We start from the raw sequence: 17,394 nt of genomic DNA on the forward strand, positions 1-17,394 counted from the left end.
GCTCACACCAGCAGGTCCTCGACCTGCGCCTCCCCCTCGCGGTACCGGCGCGCGATCTCCGCGCCGCACTCGTCGGCCGTGCGCTGCAGCCGCTGGCGGCGCCGGGAGACCTGCTGCTCGTGGCGCTCGAGCCGCCCCATCGCCGTGTTCAGCTCCAGGTCGGTGCGCGCTCCCAGGTCGGACAGCTCGACCTCGGCGAGCACCTCCGCGGCCAGCCGCCGGAACTCCTCGCCCCGCGGGGTGCCCAGGGTCACGTGGCGGGCCGAGGAGCGGTGCCGGGCCGGGGCGTCCCGCAGGATCTCCGCCAGCCGCTCCACCACCGAGGTCCCCTCGGACACGGCCACGGAGGCCACGCCCGCCGGGGTGCGACGGGCCACCTCCGCGCGCAGGATATCGATCCGCCCCTGGAGCAGCCGCCGCAGATAGCTGAGGTCGGCCTCGTCGCGCCGGGCCTCGCGGCGCAGTGTGCGCAGCTCGGGCAGGCTCAGCGCGGGCAGCCCGGGCCCGGAGGCGTCCGAGGGCAGCCGCGGGCTGTCCGTGCGCTGTGCGGGCGGCCGGTGGTACTCCGACGCGCCCCTCCCCGTGTACGTCGACCAGGCAGCCGCCTGCTGCTGCCCGGTGCTTGATGTGCTCATGTGCCTCAACCGTCCCCTCGACCGGTGTGTGCAAGCATCGTGCCACCCCAAGTGCCCGCTCTGGGAACGAGTGCCCCCGATAGACCCCAGATGGGCGGGTAAGCAGCAAAATACGGCCGTGCAGGGGCTGTTGGCGCCCCGCGCAAACCACCCTTTCGGGCCATCCGGCGGCCACCCGCGGCGCGGATGTCACCGCCCTGCATGATGGACGTATGCGAGCAGTGGTGCAGAGGGTGGACGGCGCGAGCGTCGTCGTGGACGGCGAGACCGTGGGGGCGATCGAGGGCGAGGGGCTGTGTGTCCTCGTCGGCGTCACCCACGAGGACACCAAGGAGAAGGCGGCCCAGCTGGCCCGCAAGCTCTGGTCGATCCGCATGCTGCACGACGAGAAGTCGTGCAGCGACATCGACGCCCCGCTCCTGGTGATCAGCCAGTTCACCCTCTACGGCGACGCCCGCAAGGGCCGCCGCCCCACCTGGAACGCAGCCGCCCCCGGCGACGTGGCCGAACCCCTCGTCGACGAGGTCGTCGCCCAGCTGCGCTCCCTGGGCGCGACGGTGGCGACGGGCCGTTTCGGAGCGGCGATGAGGGTATCGCTGACGAACGACGGCCCGTTCACCGTGCAGATCGAAATCTGACCCGAAAGATCTACAAGTCTTACGGCTCGACGACGACTTCCTGGGCCGCGGCGGTGTCCCCGGCCACCAGCGGGGCGTCCACCGCCACGTTCCGCTTCACCAGGGCGAGCGCGACCGGGCCGAGCTCGTGGTGGCGGGCGGACGTCGTGATGAAGCCGACCTTGCGGCCGTCAGGGCTGTCGTCCGCGAGCCGGAGCTCCGTCCCGGCCGCGGGCAGATGGACCTCGCTGCCGTCGAGGTGCAGGAAGACCAGCCGGCGCGGCGGCTTGCCCAGGTTCTGCACCCGGGCGACCGTCTCCTGCCCCCGGTAGCAGCCCTTCTGCAGATGCACCGCCGAGCCGACCCAGCCCAGCTCGTGCGGGATGGTGCGGTGGTCGGTCTCGAAACCGAGCCGGGGCCGGTGCTGCTCCACGCGCAGCGCCTCGTGGGCGAGGATCCCGGCGGGCGGCCCGGCCTGCGCGGCGTACGCCTCCAGGTCGGCGCGCGGCAGGAACAGGTCCCGGCCGTGCGGCGTCTCACGTACGACGACGCCCTCCGGGACCTCGGCGATGGAGCCGGCCGGGAGGTGCACGACCGCGATGTCGGCCGTGCGGTCGGCGACCTCGACCTTGTAGAAGAACTTCATCGACTCCAGGTACGCGATCAGCGCGTCCTGGGTGCCGGGCTCCACATGGGCCCAGACCGTCCCGCCGTCGTCGACGAGGTACAGCGCGTGCTCGATGTGGCCGTTCGCGGAGAGGATCAGCGACTCGGTGGCCTGGCCCGCCGGGAGGTCGCTGACGTGCTGGGTGAGCAGCAGATGCAGCCAGGCGAGCCGGTCCTCACCGGTGACGGTGACGACCCCCCGGTGCGAGAGGTCCACGAATCCGGTGCCGTCGGCCAGGGCACGCTGCTCACGGAACAGATCGCCGTAGTGGGCGGCGACGCCTTCGTCCACGCCCTCGGCGGGGACGGCGCCGGGCAGGGTCAGCAGGGGGCTCTTCATATCCGTAAGCCTACGACTCGGTATGTGAAGCCTTGAGCGTGCAGTCCTCGCACCGGCCGAAGATCGCGAAGTGCTTCATGTCGGTGTCGAAGCCGAACGTCCGCCGCAGCTTGTCGGTGAACTCGGCCGCCACCGACACATCCGCCTCGATGACGTTCTGGCAGTCGCGGCAGACCAGGTGGATGTGGTGATGCCGGTCCGCGAGGTGGTAGGTCGGCGCCCCGTGCCCCAGATGCGCGTGACTGACCAGACCGAGCTCCTCCAGGAGCTCCAGCGTCCGGTACACCGTCGAAATGTTGACCCCCGACGCCGTCTTCCTCACTTCCACGAGGATGTCGTCGGGGGTCGCGTGCTCAAGGGTGTCCACGGCTTCGAGCACGAGTTGCCGCTGCGGGGTCAGCCGGTAGCCGCGCTGCCGCAGATCGCTCTTCCAGTCGGTGCTCACCACACCCAAGAGTCTAGGACTACTTGCATACGACTAGGTGAGGAAGACGTGCCCCTACTTGAAGAAGGCGATGCCGTCGTCCGGCATGTCGTCGGGCAGGGCCTTGGCCCAGCGCTCGACCTCCTCCGGGGTGACGACCTTCTTCAGGTGGGCGGACATGTAGGGGCGCAGCTCGACCTCGGGGGTCTGCTTCTCGCCGACCCACATCAGGTCGCTCTTGACGTAGCCGTACAGCCGCTTGCCGCCGGTGTACGGCTGGGAGGCGGCCGTGCGGGCCACCGCGTCCGTCACCAGGTCGATCTGCGGCTTCTTGTCGGCCAGCTCGCCGTACCAGATCTCGATGACGCCGTCGTCGCGGGTCATCGTCACCTCGACCTTGCGGCCGGCGTCGATCCGCCAGAAGCCGTGCTCGGACTCCAGGGGCCGGACCTTGTTGCCGTCCTTGTCGAGCACCCAGGAATGGGAGTGGTACGCCAGGAAGTCCCGGCCGTCGTGGGTGAAGGTGACCTCCTGCCCGAAGTTGCACTTCTCGGAGCCGGGGAAGTCGTGCACACCGGCTCCCGCCCAGTTGCCCAGGAGGAAGGCGAGCGGGACGAGGTCCTTGTGGAGGTCGGACGGGATCTCGATCATCAGCAGCTTTTCGTCGTGGACGTGCGTCGGGTCTCGGGGGTCAGCGCTGGCCCTGGTACAGCTTCTTCACGGTGAGCCCGGCGAAGGCGAGGACGCCGACGGCGACCAGGACCAGCAGGATTTCGAAGAAGAGTTCCACGGGGTGCTCCTTGAGCGGGGTGCGAATGGGTGCACAGGGCCGGGCCCCAGCTTACGCGGCCGGGGCCCGGGCCTCTGTGTGAGGTGGGACCGGGCCGGAGTCAGCCGAGCAGCTGGCTCTGCAGGGTCACCGTCTGCCGGAAGGGCACGGCCCGCGCACCGCCCTCCCGGGACTGCACGACCAGCGCGAGGGTGTCACCGGCGGCGAGGTAGGCATGGCGGACCTGTTCGCCGCCGTACGGCCTGGCCTCGTCGTAGACCACGCGCTCGACGTCGTCCACCACGGCGTCGTCGGGGAACGTCTTGTCGCTGGCGGACGTCCCGGCGCCACGCAGGGGGAACTTCGGCGCGCTGTACGGGGCGAGGTAGGGCGCGAGCAGCTTGTCGACCACCGCCGCGGTGTCGAACTGGAGCAGGTAGATCCGCGTGCGGGTGCCGTCCGGCATGGTCCAGCCGCGGGCGGTGATGTGCCGCAGACCGTGGTCGGTGAGGTGCTGCCCGAGTTCCTCGCGGTCGTCCTTCGCGGCGTACTCCGCCAGGAAGTCCTCCTCCGCCAGCCAGCCGTCCGCGCCCCGCAGCGCCTTGTCGTCCGTGGCGCCCTCCGGAGCGGGCAGGAGGAGGGCGCGCGGGTCGGCATGGTGCGTGCCGGCCGTGTTCGCCTCGGCGAAGGGGCCCGGGCTGCCGGAGGGCAGCGGCGGCCGGGTGAGCACCGGGTACTCCCAGCGCCCGTCCGGCTCCGTCGCGAGCCCGGGAACGTCGGTCCGCTCCATCCCTGTGATGCCGTACGCCGTGGCCGCGCCGACCGCCGCGCAGACGGCCACGGCGGCGGTCCAGCGCAGGACGGCCCGCAGGACGCGGCGATCCTTGCGCACCGGGTCCGCCGGCGCGTCCGGCAGCACCCCGGGCGCGGCCGGCACGGCTGTCTCCTGCTGCTGCTCGGTCATACCGCCTCCCCCGGCTCGGCGATGCGGTCGAGCTGCTGGCGCAGCAGCATCGCGGCCCCCTTGGTGTCGAGTGGCTGAGCGCCGTCCGCGACGGCGGTGACAAGGACGTTCCCGACGTGGGCGGAGCAGTACATCGTCTCCAGGTCCCCGTCGGCGTCCTTCGGCGGCAGGAAGCAGCGGGCGTTCTTGTGGCCCTTGATCTTCGGGCCGTTGCGGAAGACGTCCAGGGCGTCGAGGACCGCGCTCCGCAAACGCGAGGCGTCCCGCACGGCGGCCCTGTCGTCCATCTGGGCGAGCTCGACGCGCACCGTGAAGGCGTCGTCGGTGTAGGCGCCGGAGATCTTGGTGGTGCTGAGGTAGCTGCGCATGGCGATGCCGGTGATGCGCTGCTGGTCGAACGCCTTCTCCAGCCGCTTGCGCTGGGTGCGCGGCAGGCCGCTCAGGGACTCCTTGCGCAGGGCCGTGGCCTGCTTCCCGCTCAGTGCGGCCTCCGAGCCGTACTCACCGAGGTCCGGGCCGCGCCCCCACCCGTTGGCCCCGTAGGTCCCGTACGGCACGAGCATGCCGGCGAGCCCGGAAGGGGCGGCCTTCTCGTCCGCCCCGGCCGCGGTCCTGCTCTCGGGAAACGTCCAGACGGGTGCGCCCGCCTCCCGGTCGGCACCGTTCACCGCCACGACGGTGTAGCCCGCGCCGCCCACGACCGCGACCGCCAGCAGCACGGACGCGGTGACGGCGGCGACACGACCACGGCGTACGGGCTGTTTCTGCGGCTCGGGAGCGGGCTCCGACACGGCCCCCGGCCCCACCGGCTCCTCCGGCCCCATCTGGTTGTCGCTCACAGCCGCTCCATCTGCCGCTCGGCCAGGTCCATGATCTTCGCCTTGGGAATCGGCTTGGTGTCCGACACCCAGATCTCCACGGCGATGTCGCCGCGCCAGGCGTGGGCCTCGGCGTTGTACACCGGCGCGTAGCCGGGTTCGGCCTCGGGCCGGTGGTGGACGTAGACCCGGCCGTCCCCGGTGCCGGGCACGGCCCAGCTGTCGGTGCGGTCCTCGTCCTCGGCCCAGTACTGGCTGTTGACGGCCCGCTCGGCGGCGCCGAGCACCTCTTCCTGCCGGTACTGCAGCAGGCGGATCTCCACCTGGTACGTGCCGTCGACCCGCCAGCCGGTGACGGCCGCGCGCCGGAACTCGTCGCCGACGAGCTCGCCGAACATCTCGCCGGGCTTCTTGTTGTACGCCGCGTAGCCCGCGAGGTTCAGCCAGCCGTCGTCGCCCATGAGGTACTCGGCGTCCCGCGCCCCGCGCGGCTTCTTCAGCAGCAGCTTCCGCAGGTCCCCGTCGGTCTTCACCCGCCTGTCCCGCGCGGCCGACAGCGGCTCCGGGCCGTCGCCCCCGGCCTGCGCGAGCGACGGCTGTGAGAGCGAGGGCAGCTTCGTGGGCGCGCGGTCCACCTGTACGAGGTAACCGGCACAGGTGCCGGCGACCAGTCCGAGCACGACTGCGGCACCGATCAGCGCGGCCGTACGCCCCCGCCGACGGCGACGCGGCCCGGGCTCGGCCACGGACCCGTCGGCCACTTCTTCGAGTACTTCCAAGACGTCCCCCACAGAACGCGAGGCGCGCATTCCGTATGCGCGCGCACAGGAGACCTTCAGGCGATGCCCGGAGTTGCAGGGGCGTTGATTACGATTCGGCCATGGCGAAGAAGCTCGTGATCAAGGTGACGGCGGGGGCCGATGCCCCCGAGCGCTGCTCGCAGGCGTTCACGGTGGCGGCGGTGGCCGTCGCGAGCGGCGTCGACGTCTCCCTGTGGCTGACCGGCGAGTCCGCCTGGTTCGCCCTCCCCGGCCGCGCCGCCGAGTTCGAGCTCCCGCACGCGGCGCCGCTGCCCGACCTGCTCGAATCGATCCTGACCGCCGGCCGCGTCACCCTGTGCACGCAGTGCGCGGCCCGCCGCGACATCACCGAGCAGGACGTCATCAAGGGCGTCCGCATCGCGGGTGCGCAGGTCTTCGTCCAGGAGGCGATGGCGGAGGAGACGCAGGCGCTCGTCTACTGAGGCGTTTCCGTGGAGTGGGAAGACGCCCCTCACCGGGGTCGCTTCTTGCCGTCCAGCTCGTCCCACCACTCGTCGGACTGGGGATCCCCGGACGGGTCGTCCCACCACCGGTCCTCCGGCCCCCGCCGGTTCGCGACCATCGCGGCGACGGGCGGGATCACCATGGCCACCACGCACATCCCCACGGCCACGGGGATCGACCACAGGCGTACGACACCCCACGCCAGGACGAACAGCGCGATGCAGCCGCCCATCATCGCGAAGTAGGCCCGCCGTCGTCGTGCGTACATAGGTCCAGCGTAGGTCCGGGCAGGCCGAAGGGCCGCACCCCAGGCGTCCAACCCGCGGGGTGCGGCCCTTCGAGGACCGGTCGTCGTCAGACGGCGATCGCGACCTCCGCCAGGCCGCCCTGCTGGGCGACGACCGTGCGGTCGGCGGTGGCGCCGGGCACGAGGGCACGGACGGTCCAGGTGCCCTCGGCCGCGTAGAAGCGGAACTGTCCGGTCGCCGAGGTCGGCACCTCGGCCGTGAACTCGCCGGTCGAGTCCAGCAGACGGACGTAGCCCACCACGGGCTCGCCGTCCTTGGTCACCTGACCCTGGATGGTGGTCTCACCGGGCTTGATCGTCGAGGCGTCGGGGCCGCCGGCCTTCGCACCGCACATGTCGTACTCCTGAAGTCTGGAAAGGTCGGTCGGGGTTGCTTACTTGTTGGCGCCGAGCTCGATCGGCACGCCCACGAGGGAGCCGTACTCGGTCCAGGAGCCGTCGTAGTTCTTGACGTTCTCCACACCGAGGAGCTCGTGCAGCACGAACCAGGTCAGCGCCGAGCGCTCACCGATGCGGCAGTAGGCGATGGTGTCCTTGGCCAGGTCCACGCTCTCCTCGGCGTAGAGCTCCTTGAGCTCCTCGTCCGACTTGAACGTGCCGTCGTCGTTGGCGTTCTTGGACCACGGGATGTTGCGGGCGCTCGGCACGTGGCCGGGGCGCTGCGACTGCTCCTGCGGCAGGTGGGCCGGGGCGAGCAGCTTGCCGGAGAACTCGTCGGGCGAGCGCACGTCGACGAGGTTCTGCGAGCCGATGGCGGCCACGACGTCGTCGCGGAAGGCGCGGATGGAGGTGTCCTGGGCCTTGGCCTTGTAGTCCGTCTTCGGGCGCTCGGGCACCTCGTCGCCGGCGACCAGCTCGCGGGCGTCGAGCTCCCACTTCTTGCGGCCGCCGTCGAGGAGCTTGACGCTCTCGTGGCCGTACAGCTTGAAGTACCAGTAGGCGTACGAGGCGAACCAGTTGTTGTTGCCGCCGTACAGGACCACCGTGTGGTCGTTGCCGATGCCCTTGTCCGACAGGAGCTTCTCGAAGCCCTCCTGGTCGACGAAGTCACGGCGGACCGGGTCCTGCAGGTCCTGGGTCCAGTCGATCCGGATGGCGTTCTTGATGTGGTTCTTCTCGTAGGCGGACGTGTCCTCGTCCACCTCGACGATGGCGATGGTCGGGTCGTCCAGGTGCTCCTGGAGCCAGTCGGCGTCGACCAGGACGTCGTTGCGGCTCATGCTCTTTCTCCTCCGGGGCAGTTACGGCGGGGCGTGCGAGGTCTGCAGGGCGCGCCCATGACGAGGGCGGCGCACGGGTGCCCTTGATGCAGGGCGGCGGGGATGCGCGCGTCGGCGCGACTGCCGACGCGATCGCTCAGAAGGTGCGACAGAGCATGGCGGCGACGCGGCACAGGTCTACTGCCCGCCGCTTCGTGAGGTCCGCCTGTCGCTTCATAGCGTCGATCGTAGGGACGGTCGGGCGGGCATGTCACCGGTGTGTCGCATATTGAGACGAGACAATCCGCCATATGGGATCACTGGGCCGCGAAGGCGCTCGCCGCGGGGCGTCCGGCCGACCGTATCCCCCGTCACATCTGCGCTACGGACATCACCGTCTCGCCCACCGGACAGCGCAGGTCGGATCAGCCGTGCGTCCGCCTACCCGGCCAGCCGGACGCCGGAACCCTTCACGGTGATCTCGACGCCGTTCGGGGCGGCCCGGACCGTGTCCAGCTCGATGCCGCCGGGCAGGCCGTCGATCTTCTGCTGGAAGTCGGTGATCGCCCGGACGCGGCTCTCGGCGATGTCGACACCGCCGAACGTGGGCAGGCCGTCGGCCTGCACGCGGACGGTGCCGTTGTCGACCTTCACCGAGCTGAGCACGGAGACCGGCTCCGGGAGCTTGGTGCCGAGGACCGTGGCCTCGACGGTGACCTTGATCTTGCCGTTGCCGCCGTCGGAGAGGCCGATGACATTGGCGGTGACGCCCGGGGCGACCTGGGTGGGCTCGGACTTCGCCGTCTTCAGCAGCTCGTCGTAGGCGATGGTCGCGGTGCCGGTGGCGCTGGAGGCGGTGGCGGAGCTGTAGTCGCCGGAGAACTCGACGCCCTTCATGTCGGCCTGGAGGTCGTCGATACGGATCGTCCGGTCGCCGTCGCCCGCGGCGGCCTCGTAGTCCTTGATGCCGACCTCGATGTCGTCCAGGGATCCGCCGACGACCTGGGTGAGGAACGGGAAACCCTTGATCGACACGTCGGGGGTCGCCGACAGGTTCTCCGTCGTCCTCAGCCGGTCGGCGGCCTCGTCCTCGGCGAAGTTGACCGCGACGCGGTCGGCGATCACGAAGAGCCCGCCCAGGATCACGACGAAGATCAGCAGTATTCGCAGTGCGCGCATGCGGTGTGTCCCCCACCCAGTCGGTTAGACGGCGGTTCCTGACGACCGGGTGGCCGTCCCTTGCGTGAGAGTAACCCTGCGGGGAAGGGGGGCCGGAGGATTGTTGATCACTTGTGACAGGGCCGGTGCCCGGCGCCCTGGCACCGCCGGACCTACGCCAGCGCCCTGCCCAGGACGTACACCGCCGGGGCCGCCGCGGCCAGCGGCAGGGCCACGCCCGCCGTGAAGTGGACGAAGCGGGACGGGTAGTCGTAGCTCGCGACCCGGTGGCCGATCAGGGCGCAGGCCGCGGCGCCCGCACCGAGGAGCGCACCGGAGGTGCCGAGGCCCGTGACCGATCCGGCCGCGATGCCCGCGCCCGCCGCGGCGAGGAGGGACACCACCACCGAAGCCGGGGTCGGCAGCGGCAGCGCGCGGGCCAGGACGGCCACCGCCACGGCCACCGCGCCCACCGTCACCGCGTCCGCGGCGGCCGCGAGGTACCCGCCTGCCACGATCGCCAGCGCCGAGGCCGCGACCGTCGCCATCAGGCCGTACATCCGCTCGTCGGGGTCGGCGTGCGACCGCAGCTGCAGGACCAGCGCGAGCAGCACCCACACCCCGATCGTGCCGAGGATCGCCGAGGGGGAGCGGCCCGAGGCCAGCAGCGCCGCGTCCGCGGCCAGCGCGCCCGCGAAGCCCAGCGCGATGCCCTGCCGGGCCGGCCACATCCCGTTCAGCCGGAACCAGCCCGCCGCGGTGACGGCCTGGAGGACGACCAGCGGCACGAGCAGCGCGTACGTCCCGACCGCCGCCGCACCGGCCAGCAGCAGGCCCAGCAGCGCCGTCAGCGCGGCCGGCTGCATCCCGGGCTCGATGATCGGGGACCGCCCCTCCGCCCGGGCCCGCTGCGCGTCCGTGACGCGCGTGTTCCCGCCGACGGTGGCCGGACCGTAACCGGACGCGGCGGCGCCGGCGTCAGCCGGAGCCACGTGCCCCTGGGGGGTCTGCGGGGTCTGGGGCGGCAGGTACGCCGTCTCCTCCGCCGCGACCGGCGCGGACACCGGCTGGTGCGTCTGCGTCTCCCAGGTCTGGCCCTGCCACTGCTGCGTGTACTGCTGAGCGGCGTGCGGGTCGTCGTACCCCTGGTACCCCTGCCCGGGCCACGCCTGCGGCGCCTGAGGCTGCTGCTGCTGCGGCTGCTGCCCGTAGGACCGGTACGGGTCGTAGGGGCCGTAGCCGTCGTTCGGCTGGTTGGTCATCGCTCATCCTCCTGCGAACGGCGGGAGCACCTCGACCGTGCCGCCGTCGGCCAGCCGTACCGTCTCGTGTCCGCGGGTGCCCACGGGGTCGCCGTCGACGAGGAACGAGCAGCGCCGCAGGACACGCTCGAGTTCGCCGGGGTGGCGCTCGCGCACCCCGTCGAGCGCCTCGGCGAGCGTGGCCGCCTCGTACGGCTCCTCGGCCACCCCGGCCGCGGCCTTGGCGGCGGCCCAGTAGCGCACCGTGACCTTTGGCATCTGCTTCCTCAATCGCACAGTCGCAGCGGACTCACATCAGACTCACACGGGCTCACCCGGCGGTGAACCCCGTCAGGCTAGCCCGCCCGGCCGGCGACCCACGCCCCGATCCGCTCCAGCAGCTCGTCGCCCGCGGCGTGCTCGGCGTGCCCCATCCCGGACTCCAGCCACAGTTCGCCCTGGTCACCGGCGGCAGCGGCCAGCATCCGCGGGTGGTCGACGGGGAAGTAGCCGTCGGCCTCACCGTGCACGATCAGCAGCGGGGTGGGGGCGATCCTCGGCACCGCCTCCACGGGAGAGAGCGGGACGGGGTTCCAGTCCCGGTGGTGGATGCGGGTACCGAACCCGTACCGGCCGACCATCCGCCCCTCGGGGCGCGTCACCAGCCAGTGCAGCCGCCGCATGGGGGCGGTTCCCCGGTAGTACCAGCGGGCCGGGGCGCTGACCGACACCACCGCGTCGGTCTCACGGGGGTGCAGCGCCGCGTGCCGCAGCACCACCGAGCCGCCCATCGAGAACCCGACCGTCCCGACGCGCGCGTGCCCCAGCTCCCGCGCCCACCGCACGGCCGCCGCCAGGTCGAGCACCTCCCGGTCCCCGACCGTGGACCGCCCGCCGGACGCCCCGTGTCCCCGGAAGGAGAACGTGACGACCGCCCCGTGACGGGCGAAGGCCTGCGCCACCCGTCGTACGTGCGGCCGGTCGACGGCCCCGGTGAAGCCGTGGGCGACGACGAAGACGGGGTGACCGGAAGGCGTCCCGGAGGCGTCGTATACGGCAGTGCCCGGGTCGTATACGGCGTCGATCGTCACACCGTCGGAGGTGCGCAGAAACGTCCTCGACGGCTGCCGAACAGGCGTTCCCACAGCCGTCTCGGAGTGTGGACGATCGGTGGAACGCGCCACATGACCTGCCGAACCAGAGCTCATGTGGGCTATTCTGCTGGGCAGAGGACTCGGGCAGCGTAGCCCCCGGGTCCTTTTGTGCTTTCGGAAGCGTTGTATACGAAGCGGGAAACCGCAGGTGTACGGGGCCTTCGGGATCGCAGAGCGGTGCTGTGCCAACAAACGTCCTCGCAGGGACCGAGGAGGAACCAGACGTATGAGTTCTCTGCTGCTCCTGACCAACGCCCTCCAGCCGTCGACGGAGGTGCTTCCCGCCCTCGGCCTGCTCCTGCACAACGTGCGTGTGGCCCCCGCCGAGGGCCCGGCCCTCGTCGACACCCCCGGCGCCGACGTCATCCTCGTCGACGGCCGACGCGATCTGCCGCAGGTCCGCAGCCTGTGTCAGCTGCTGCGCTCCACCGGGCCGGGCTGCCCGCTCGTCCTCGTCGTCACCGAGGGCGGCCTCGCCGCCGTCACCGCGGACTGGGGCATCGACGACGTCCTGCTCGACACCGCCGGCCCCGCGGAGGTCGAGGCGCGGCTGCGGCTGGCCATGGGCCGGCAGCAGATCGTCAGCGACGACTCCCCCATGGAGATCCGCAACGGCGACCTGTCGGTCGACGAGGCGACGTACTCCGCCAAGCTCAAGGGCCGCGTCCTGGACCTGACCTTCAAGGAGTTCGAGCTCCTGAAGTACCTCGCGCAGCACCCCGGCCGCGTCTTCACCCGCGCCCAGCTGCTCCAGGAGGTCTGGGGCTACGACTACTTCGGCGGTACGCGCACGGTCGACGTGCACGTACGGCGGCTGCGCGCCAAGCTCGGCCCCGAGCACGAGTCGCTGATCGGCACCGTCCGGAACGTCGGTTATCGATTCGTTACGCCGGAGAAGGTGGAGCGCGCCGCCGAGGAGGCGAAGGCCAAGGCAGCCAAGGCAAAGCCGGACACTGCGGACAAGTCGCCCGCCCTGGATGCGGCCGAGGCCCGCGCGAAGGCGTAAAGAGGCTTATCGCGGCGCCGACCTGGGCATCGCTCCCGCACAGGGTGCCCCGGACGGCGGTCGGGATATCGTACGGAACCTCCTTTTACGCCCTGCCCGGAGCGGGTATATCCGCGTAGACTCCGCGCGTGGCCAAGGTGACTCGGGATGATGTGGCGCGGCTGGCAGGGACTTCCACTGCCGTGGTCAGCTATGTCATCAACAACGGACCCCGGCCGGTCGCCCCGGCCACGCGCGAGCGTGTCCTCGCCGCGATCAAGGAACTGGGGTACCGGCCCGACCGGGTCGCTCAGGCGATGGCGTCCCGGCGCACCGACCTCATAGGCCTGATCATCCCGGACGCCCGCCAGCCCTTCTTCGGGGAGATGGCGCACGCGGTCGAGCAGGCCGCCTCCGAGCGCGGGAAGATGGTCCTCGTCGGCAACACCGACTACGTGGGCGAACGCGAGGTCCACTACCTGCGCGCCTTCCTGGGCATGCGGGTCTCAGGGCTGATCCTCGTCAGCCACGCGCTCAACGACCTGGCCGCCGCCGAGATCGAGGCCTGGGACGCCCGCGTCGTGCTGCTGCACGAACGCCCCGAGGCCATCGACGACGTCGCCGTGGTGACCGACGACCTGGGCGGCGCCGAGCTCGCCGTACGGCACCTGCTGGAGCACGGCTACGAGTACGTCGCCTGTATGGGCGGCATAGCCGAGACGCCGGCGGTCGGCGACCCGGTCTCCGACCACGTCGAGGGCTGGCGCCGCGCGATGGACGAGGCCGGGATCTCCACGGAGGGCCGCCTCTTCGAGGCCCTCTACAACCGCTACGACGCCTACCAGGCCGCCCTGAAGATCCTCTCCGGGCCCGACCGCCCACCGGCGATCTTCTGCTCGACCGACGACCAGGCGATCGGCCTGCTGCGCGCGGCGCGCGAGCTGCGGATCGACGTCCCCGGCGAGCTTGCGGTGGCCGGCTTCGACGACATCAAGGAGGCGGCGCTCGCGGACCCGCCCCTGACGACGGTCGCCTCCGACCGTCCGGCGATGGCCCGGGCAGCCGTCGACCTCGTCCTCGACGACGGGCTGCGGGTCGCGGGGGCCCGGCGGGAGCGGCTGAAGGTGTTCCCGTCGCGGCTGGTGGCCCGGCAGTCCTGCGGCTGCGCGTAGGGCCTGGACGCGCCTTTATATCGGGCATACGAGGTTCTGCCGGGCTTCTCAGGGAGCACTCAGGAAGCTCTCATGGTCGGGCGACAAGCTCGGTTCCATGACCGAGAGCTTCCACCGCAGTGGCGAGTACCAGAACCCCTACGAGGGTCAGCAGGCCCCGGTGAACCCCGAGTGGCCGCCCCCGCCGGCGCACGCCCCGGCGCACGCCCCGCATCCGAAGAAGCGCCGCCGTGGCCCCGTCGCCCTGCTCGCCGCCGTGGCGATCGTCGCGGCGGCGATAGGCGGCGGCACCGCCTACGGCATCCAGGAACTGACCGGCAACGACACCGTCGCCTCCAGCTCCACCAGCACCAACGTGGTCCCCTCCAGCCAGAAGGGCACGGTGTCCGGGGTCGCGAAGGCGGTGAGCCCGAGCATCGTCGAGATCAGCGCCGACTCCAACGCCGGGTCCTCCACCGGCTCCGGCGTGATCATCACGAGCGACGGCGAGATCGTCACCAACAACCACGTCGTCTCCGGCGCCTCGCAGATCAAGGTGACGACCAGCGACGGCACGTCCTACTCCGCGAAGGTCGTCGGCACCGACAGCAAGAAGGACCTCGCGCTGATCAAGCTGGAGAACGCCTCCGGCCTGAAGGCGGCCACGCTCGGCGACTCGGCGGGGCTCCAGGTCGGCGACCAGGTCGTGGCGATCGGCTCCCCCGAGGGGCTGTCCGGCACCGTCACCAGCGGCATCATCTCTGCCCTCGACCGTGACGTCACCGTCCCGACCCAGGAGGACCAGGGCCAGGGCCGGCAGTGGGGGCAGGGCCAGGGGCAGGGCGACCAGTGGCCGTTCGAGTTCGGCGGACGAGAGTTCAACGGCGACACCGGGTCCGACACGACGACGTACAAGGCGCTCCAGACCGACGCGTCCCTCAACCCGGGCAACTCCGGCGGCGCGCTGATCGACATGAACGGCAACATCATCGGGATCAACTCCGCGATGTACTCGCCGACCAGCCAGGCCTCCTCGTCCTCCGACGCGGGCAGTGTCGGCCTGGGCTTCGCCATCCCCATCAACACCGTCAAGGCCGACCTCGCGAAGCTGCGGGCGGGATCGACCGACTGAGTCCGAGCACCTGACAGCAAGGAGTACCGCGATGATCAAGCAGGTTGTGCACACGGAGCCGGGTGGGGACCCGTCGGCGGTCGGGCTGGCCCTGACGGTGGCGTCCGCCCTGCACACACCGACGGGCCGGGCGGCGGAGGTGGCACCGGCGGCGGCCACGGCGAGCCGTCGGGCGCACCGGACCGCCACGGCCCGGCGCCGGGCGGCGCGGCGCTGACGCACCTCCTCCCCCCGCACGCCACCGGGCTGACGCTCCTCCCGTCACCGCCCCCCGACGTGCGACGCTGAGACCGTCCGAGCAGCACCCCCGTCCCCCTTCACCCCGAGGACCCCCGACCCATGAGCCCCGCAGACGGCGACCGTGACCCCCAGCGCATCCTGATCGTCGACGACGAGCCGGCCGTGCGCGAAGCACTCCAGCGCAGCCTCGCGTTCGAGGGCTACGGCACCGAGGTCGCGGTCGACGGCACGGACGCCCTGGAGAAGGCTGCGGCCTACCGCCCCGACCTGGTCGTCCTCGACATCCAGATGCCGCGCATGGACGGTCTGACGGCGGCGCGCCGCATCCGCGCCACCGGCGACACCACGCCGATCCTGATGCTCACGGCCCGCGACACCGTCGGCGACCGCGTCACGGGCCTCGACGCGGGCGCCGACGACTACCTGGTCAAGCCCTTCGAACTCGACGAACTCTTCGCCCGCATCCGCGCGTTGCTGCGCCGCAGTTCCTACGCGGCGGCCGTGGGCGCGGCCGACCCGGCCGACGATGACGCGCTCACCTTCGCCGACCTGCGCATGGACCTGTCCACGCGCGAGGTCGCACGGGGTGGGCGCCAGGTGGAGCTGACCCGTACGGAGTTCACGCTCCTGGAGATGTTCATGGCACACCCGCGCCAGGTCCTCACGCGGGAGCAGATCCTCAAGGCCGTGTGGGGCTTCGACTTCGAGCCGTCGTCGAACTCCCTCGACGTGTACGTGATGTACCTGCGGCGCAAGACCGAGGCGGGCGGGGAGCCGCGGCTGGTGCACACGGTCCGGGGTGTCGGTTACGTGCTGCGGCAGGGCGGCGCGGAGTGACGTCCCGCACGCACCGGGCCGTACGGCGGTTCCGCTCCCTGCCGATCCGCTCGCGCCTGGCGCTGCTGGTGGCGGCGGCGGTGGCGTTCGCGGTGGCGGCGGTGTCCGTCACCTGCTGGTTCATCGTCCAGGGGAAGTTGTACACCGAGATCGACAACAACCTGAAGTCGTCGGTCGCGCCGCTGCGTTCGGACGAGTTCCAGGCGCTCACCGACGATTGCCGTCAGACGCCTTCCGACTCGCTGGGCATGGGGTCACGGCCCAAGACCTACGGGCAGCTGGTCCACGTCGACGGCAAGCCGTGTCTCTTCCCGACCTCCACGACCCAGGTGCACGTCACCGGCGACGACAAGGCCGTGGCCAGAGACCCCGACCCGAACCAGGGCCGCATCCGCGACGGCACGGACGACCAGGGCAACAAGCTGCGTGTCCTGACGACGGCGGTCGTCATCAAGGACGGACGCCTGCCCCTGGGCGTCGCCGCCGACTACTCCCTCGTCATCGCCCTGCCGCTCAAGGGAACGCAGTCCACGCTCAACGAACTGGCACTGATCCTCCTCCTGGTCTCCGGCGTGGGAGTGCTCGGCGCCGGAGCCGCCGGCCTGGCGGTCGCCCGGGCCGGGCTGCGCCCCGTCGACAAGCTGACGGGCGCCGTCGAGCACGTGGCCCGCACGGAGGACTTGAACATCCGCATCCCCGTGGAGGACGACAGCGAGGACGAGATCGCCCGCCTGTCCCGTTCCTTCAACGCCATGACCTCGGCCCTGGCCAGCTCCAGGGACCTGCAACAGCAACTGATCGCGGACGCCGGGCACGAACTCCGCACCCCGCTCACCTCCCTCCGCACCAACATCGAGCTCCTCACCCGCAGTGAGGAGACGGGCCGCCCCATCCCCGAGGCCGACCGCAAGGCACTCCTCGCCTCGGTGAAGGCGCAGATGACGGAGTTGGCCGCCCTCATCGGCGACCTCCAGGAACTCTCCCGCCCCGACACCGGCCAGCACTCGGGCCGGACCCAGATCGTCGCCTGGCACGACACGGTCGAGTCGGCGCTGCGGCGGGCCCGGCTGCGGGGCCCGGAGCTCACGATCACGGCGGACGTGCAGCCCTGGTTCGTCCGAGCGGAACCCTCCGCCCTGGAACGGGCGGTGGTCAACATCCTGGACAACGCGGTGAAGTTCAGCCCGGAGGGCGGCACGATCGAGGTCCGCCTGAACGAGGGCGTCCTCACAGTCCGCGACCACGGCCCGGGCCTCCCCGCCGACGAACTCCCCCACGTCTTCGACCGCTTCTGGCGCTCCCCGAGCGCACGGGCCCTACCGGGCTCGGGCCTGGGCCTGTCGATCGTGGCGCGCACGGTTCAGCAGGCGGGCGGCGTGGTGTCCCTGGCCCGGGCGGAAGGCGGCGGCACGGTGGCGACGGTACGCCTGCCGGGGGCGGCTGTGCCTCCGCCGGAGGATCTGCCCCCGGCCTGATGGAGAGGGCGGCCCCG

At 71.5% G+C, this 17,394-nt stretch carries 23 protein-coding genes; 8 read left to right on the forward strand and 15 right to left on the reverse strand.

All coding sequences use genetic code 11. The features are described from left to right. Window positions 1-2 precede the first annotated feature (2 nt). On the reverse strand, window positions 3-635 hold the full coding sequence (locus ACFU3E_RS01765) for an aerial mycelium formation protein (protein ID WP_384150408.1): 633 nt from the start codon (window positions 633-635) through the stop codon (window positions 3-5). A 212-nt stretch (window positions 636-847) separates the two neighbouring features. On the opposite strand from ACFU3E_RS01765, the gene dtd reads away from it, so the two are divergent. Continuing rightward, window positions 848-1,273: a D-aminoacyl-tRNA deacylase gene (gene dtd / locus ACFU3E_RS01770; protein WP_030242984.1), complete on the forward strand. Its 426-nt coding sequence runs from the start codon at window positions 848-850 to the stop codon at window positions 1,271-1,273. A 19-nt stretch (window positions 1,274-1,292) separates the two neighbouring features. On the opposite strand, the gene ACFU3E_RS01775 is transcribed toward dtd, so the two are convergent. From ACFU3E_RS01775 to ACFU3E_RS01800, 6 genes are all read right to left on the reverse strand, one after another. Beyond that, window positions 1,293-2,258, reverse strand: a complete 966-nt coding sequence (locus ACFU3E_RS01775; RefSeq protein WP_384150411.1) for a YgfZ/GcvT domain-containing protein — start codon at window positions 2,256-2,258, stop codon at window positions 1,293-1,295. Between the two features lie 10 nt (window positions 2,259-2,268). Beyond that, complete coding sequence (locus tag ACFU3E_RS01780; protein ID WP_384150414.1) at window positions 2,269-2,706, reverse strand: Fur family transcriptional regulator; 438 nt, start codon at window positions 2,704-2,706, stop codon at window positions 2,269-2,271. A 51-nt stretch (window positions 2,707-2,757) separates the two neighbouring features. Then, window positions 2,758-3,333 carry an FABP family protein gene (locus ACFU3E_RS01785; protein WP_384150417.1) on the reverse strand — a complete coding sequence of 192 codons (576 nt, stop codon included), beginning with the start codon at window positions 3,331-3,333 and terminating at the stop codon, window positions 2,758-2,760. A gap of 239 nt (window positions 3,334-3,572) precedes the next feature. Further along, window positions 3,573-4,415 carry a hypothetical protein gene (locus tag ACFU3E_RS01790; RefSeq protein WP_384150420.1) on the reverse strand — a complete coding sequence of 281 codons (843 nt, stop codon included), beginning with the start codon at window positions 4,413-4,415 and terminating at the stop codon, window positions 3,573-3,575. After that, window positions 4,412-5,254: a hypothetical protein gene (locus tag ACFU3E_RS01795; RefSeq protein WP_384150423.1), complete on the reverse strand. Its 843-nt coding sequence runs from the start codon at window positions 5,252-5,254 to the stop codon at window positions 4,412-4,414. Before ACFU3E_RS01795 ends, ACFU3E_RS01790 begins: the two co-directional genes overlap by 4 nt. Continuing rightward, complete coding sequence (locus ACFU3E_RS01800; RefSeq protein WP_384150426.1) at window positions 5,251-6,012, reverse strand: hypothetical protein; 762 nt, start codon at window positions 6,010-6,012, stop codon at window positions 5,251-5,253. Before ACFU3E_RS01800 ends, ACFU3E_RS01795 begins: the two co-directional genes overlap by 4 nt. 101 nt (window positions 6,013-6,113) lie before the next feature. Between ACFU3E_RS01800 and ACFU3E_RS01805 the strand changes: the two genes are divergently transcribed. Next, the gene (locus ACFU3E_RS01805; RefSeq protein ID WP_384150429.1) at window positions 6,114-6,476 is read left to right on the forward strand and encodes a DsrE family protein; all 363 of its coding nucleotides are present in this window, start codon (window positions 6,114-6,116) and stop codon (window positions 6,474-6,476) included. Between the two features lie 29 nt (window positions 6,477-6,505). On the opposite strand, the gene ACFU3E_RS01810 is transcribed toward ACFU3E_RS01805, so the two are convergent. From ACFU3E_RS01810 to ACFU3E_RS01845, 8 genes are all read right to left on the reverse strand, one after another. Next, window positions 6,506-6,766 (reverse strand): DUF3099 domain-containing protein, encoded by a 261-nt coding sequence (locus tag ACFU3E_RS01810; RefSeq protein ID WP_384150432.1) that lies wholly within the window; start codon window positions 6,764-6,766, stop codon window positions 6,506-6,508. A gap of 86 nt (window positions 6,767-6,852) precedes the next feature. Beyond that, complete coding sequence (locus ACFU3E_RS01815) at window positions 6,853-7,140, reverse strand: DUF1416 domain-containing protein (protein ID WP_003991226.1); 288 nt, start codon at window positions 7,138-7,140, stop codon at window positions 6,853-6,855. Between the two features lie 39 nt (window positions 7,141-7,179). Next, on the reverse strand, window positions 7,180-8,025 hold the full coding sequence (locus ACFU3E_RS01820; RefSeq protein ID WP_384150435.1) for a sulfurtransferase: 846 nt from the start codon (window positions 8,023-8,025) through the stop codon (window positions 7,180-7,182). A gap of 136 nt (window positions 8,026-8,161) precedes the next feature. Further along, on the reverse strand, window positions 8,162-8,242 hold the full coding sequence (locus tag ACFU3E_RS01825; RefSeq protein ID WP_350310325.1) for a putative leader peptide: 81 nt from the start codon (window positions 8,240-8,242) through the stop codon (window positions 8,162-8,164). Between the two features lie 203 nt (window positions 8,243-8,445). Next, entirely contained in the window at window positions 8,446-9,183 is a 738-nt protein-coding gene (locus ACFU3E_RS01830; protein ID WP_384150438.1) for a DUF2993 domain-containing protein, read from the reverse strand. A gap of 152 nt (window positions 9,184-9,335) precedes the next feature. Further along, the gene (locus ACFU3E_RS01835) at window positions 9,336-10,424 is read right to left on the reverse strand and encodes a hypothetical protein (protein WP_384150441.1); all 1,089 of its coding nucleotides are present in this window, start codon (window positions 10,422-10,424) and stop codon (window positions 9,336-9,338) included. Between the two features lie 3 nt (window positions 10,425-10,427). Beyond that, window positions 10,428-10,682 carry a MoaD/ThiS family protein gene (locus ACFU3E_RS01840; protein WP_010036212.1) on the reverse strand — a complete coding sequence of 85 codons (255 nt, stop codon included), beginning with the start codon at window positions 10,680-10,682 and terminating at the stop codon, window positions 10,428-10,430. A 77-nt stretch (window positions 10,683-10,759) separates the two neighbouring features. Next, a complete protein-coding gene (locus ACFU3E_RS01845; RefSeq protein WP_384150445.1) occupies window positions 10,760-11,611 on the reverse strand; it encodes an alpha/beta hydrolase in 852 nt (283 codons plus the stop codon). A gap of 172 nt (window positions 11,612-11,783) precedes the next feature. On the opposite strand from ACFU3E_RS01845, the gene ACFU3E_RS01850 reads away from it, so the two are divergent. The 6 genes from ACFU3E_RS01850 (at window position 11,784) to ACFU3E_RS01875 (ending at window position 17,377) form a co-directional block, all read left to right on the forward strand. Next, entirely contained in the window at window positions 11,784-12,563 is a 780-nt protein-coding gene (locus ACFU3E_RS01850) for a winged-helix domain-containing protein (RefSeq protein ID WP_384150448.1), read from the forward strand. Between the two features lie 128 nt (window positions 12,564-12,691). Beyond that, entirely contained in the window at window positions 12,692-13,714 is a 1,023-nt protein-coding gene (locus ACFU3E_RS01855) for a LacI family DNA-binding transcriptional regulator (protein ID WP_384150451.1), read from the forward strand. A gap of 97 nt (window positions 13,715-13,811) precedes the next feature. Next, window positions 13,812-14,825 (forward strand): S1C family serine protease, encoded by a 1,014-nt coding sequence (locus tag ACFU3E_RS01860; RefSeq protein WP_384150454.1) that lies wholly within the window; start codon window positions 13,812-13,814, stop codon window positions 14,823-14,825. Window positions 14,826-14,856: 31 nt separating this feature from the next. Further along, on the forward strand, window positions 14,857-15,042 hold the full coding sequence (locus ACFU3E_RS01865) for a hypothetical protein (RefSeq protein WP_384150457.1): 186 nt from the start codon (window positions 14,857-14,859) through the stop codon (window positions 15,040-15,042). A 122-nt stretch (window positions 15,043-15,164) separates the two neighbouring features. Further along, on the forward strand, window positions 15,165-15,902 hold the full coding sequence (locus tag ACFU3E_RS01870) for a response regulator transcription factor (protein WP_384150460.1): 738 nt from the start codon (window positions 15,165-15,167) through the stop codon (window positions 15,900-15,902). Beyond that, complete coding sequence (locus ACFU3E_RS01875) at window positions 15,899-17,377, forward strand: sensor histidine kinase (RefSeq protein WP_384150463.1); 1,479 nt, start codon at window positions 15,899-15,901, stop codon at window positions 17,375-17,377. Before ACFU3E_RS01870 ends, ACFU3E_RS01875 begins: the two co-directional genes overlap by 4 nt. Window positions 17,378-17,394 lie beyond the last annotated feature (17 nt).

Source organism: Streptomyces sp. NPDC057424, assembly GCF_042803315.1.
Lineage (GTDB): Bacteria > Actinomycetota > Actinomycetes > Streptomycetales > Streptomycetaceae > Streptomyces.

What these genes read in the sequence shown, in the direction of transcription:
- ACFU3E_RS01805 (WP_384150429.1), top strand. Translation starts at nt 6,114, where the DNA reads ATGGCGAAGAAGCTCGTGATCAAGGTGACGGCGGGGGCCGATGCCCCC.
- ACFU3E_RS01815 (WP_003991226.1), bottom strand. Translation starts at nt 7,140, where the DNA reads ATGTGCGGTGCGAAGGCCGGCGGCCCCGACGCCTCGACGATCAAGCCC.
- ACFU3E_RS01785 (WP_384150417.1), bottom strand. Translation starts at nt 3,333, where the DNA reads ATGATCGAGATCCCGTCCGACCTCCACAAGGACCTCGTCCCGCTCGCC.
- ACFU3E_RS01860 (WP_384150454.1), top strand. Translation starts at nt 13,812, where the DNA reads ATGACCGAGAGCTTCCACCGCAGTGGCGAGTACCAGAACCCCTACGAG.
- ACFU3E_RS01765 (WP_384150408.1), bottom strand. Translation starts at nt 635, where the DNA reads ATGAGCACATCAAGCACCGGGCAGCAGCAGGCGGCTGCCTGGTCGACG.
- ACFU3E_RS01850 (WP_384150448.1), top strand. Translation starts at nt 11,784, where the DNA reads ATGAGTTCTCTGCTGCTCCTGACCAACGCCCTCCAGCCGTCGACGGAG.
- ACFU3E_RS01835 (WP_384150441.1), bottom strand. Translation starts at nt 10,424, where the DNA reads ATGACCAACCAGCCGAACGACGGCTACGGCCCCTACGACCCGTACCGG.
- ACFU3E_RS01825 (WP_350310325.1), bottom strand. Translation starts at nt 8,242, where the DNA reads ATGAAGCGACAGGCGGACCTCACGAAGCGGCGGGCAGTAGACCTGTGC.
- ACFU3E_RS01840 (WP_010036212.1), bottom strand. Translation starts at nt 10,682, where the DNA reads ATGCCAAAGGTCACGGTGCGCTACTGGGCCGCCGCCAAGGCCGCGGCC.
- ACFU3E_RS01870 (WP_384150460.1), top strand. Translation starts at nt 15,165, where the DNA reads ATGAGCCCCGCAGACGGCGACCGTGACCCCCAGCGCATCCTGATCGTC.
- ACFU3E_RS01865 (WP_384150457.1), top strand. Translation starts at nt 14,857, where the DNA reads ATGATCAAGCAGGTTGTGCACACGGAGCCGGGTGGGGACCCGTCGGCG.
- ACFU3E_RS01845 (WP_384150445.1), bottom strand. Translation starts at nt 11,611, where the DNA reads ATGAGCTCTGGTTCGGCAGGTCATGTGGCGCGTTCCACCGATCGTCCA.
- ACFU3E_RS01775 (WP_384150411.1), bottom strand. Translation starts at nt 2,258, where the DNA reads ATGAAGAGCCCCCTGCTGACCCTGCCCGGCGCCGTCCCCGCCGAGGGC.
- ACFU3E_RS01790 (WP_384150420.1), bottom strand. Translation starts at nt 4,415, where the DNA reads ATGACCGAGCAGCAGCAGGAGACAGCCGTGCCGGCCGCGCCCGGGGTG.
- ACFU3E_RS01830 (WP_384150438.1), bottom strand. Translation starts at nt 9,183, where the DNA reads ATGCGCGCACTGCGAATACTGCTGATCTTCGTCGTGATCCTGGGCGGG.
- dtd (WP_030242984.1), top strand. Translation starts at nt 848, where the DNA reads ATGCGAGCAGTGGTGCAGAGGGTGGACGGCGCGAGCGTCGTCGTGGAC.
- ACFU3E_RS01820 (WP_384150435.1), bottom strand. Translation starts at nt 8,025, where the DNA reads ATGAGCCGCAACGACGTCCTGGTCGACGCCGACTGGCTCCAGGAGCAC.
- ACFU3E_RS01810 (WP_384150432.1), bottom strand. Translation starts at nt 6,766, where the DNA reads ATGTACGCACGACGACGGCGGGCCTACTTCGCGATGATGGGCGGCTGC.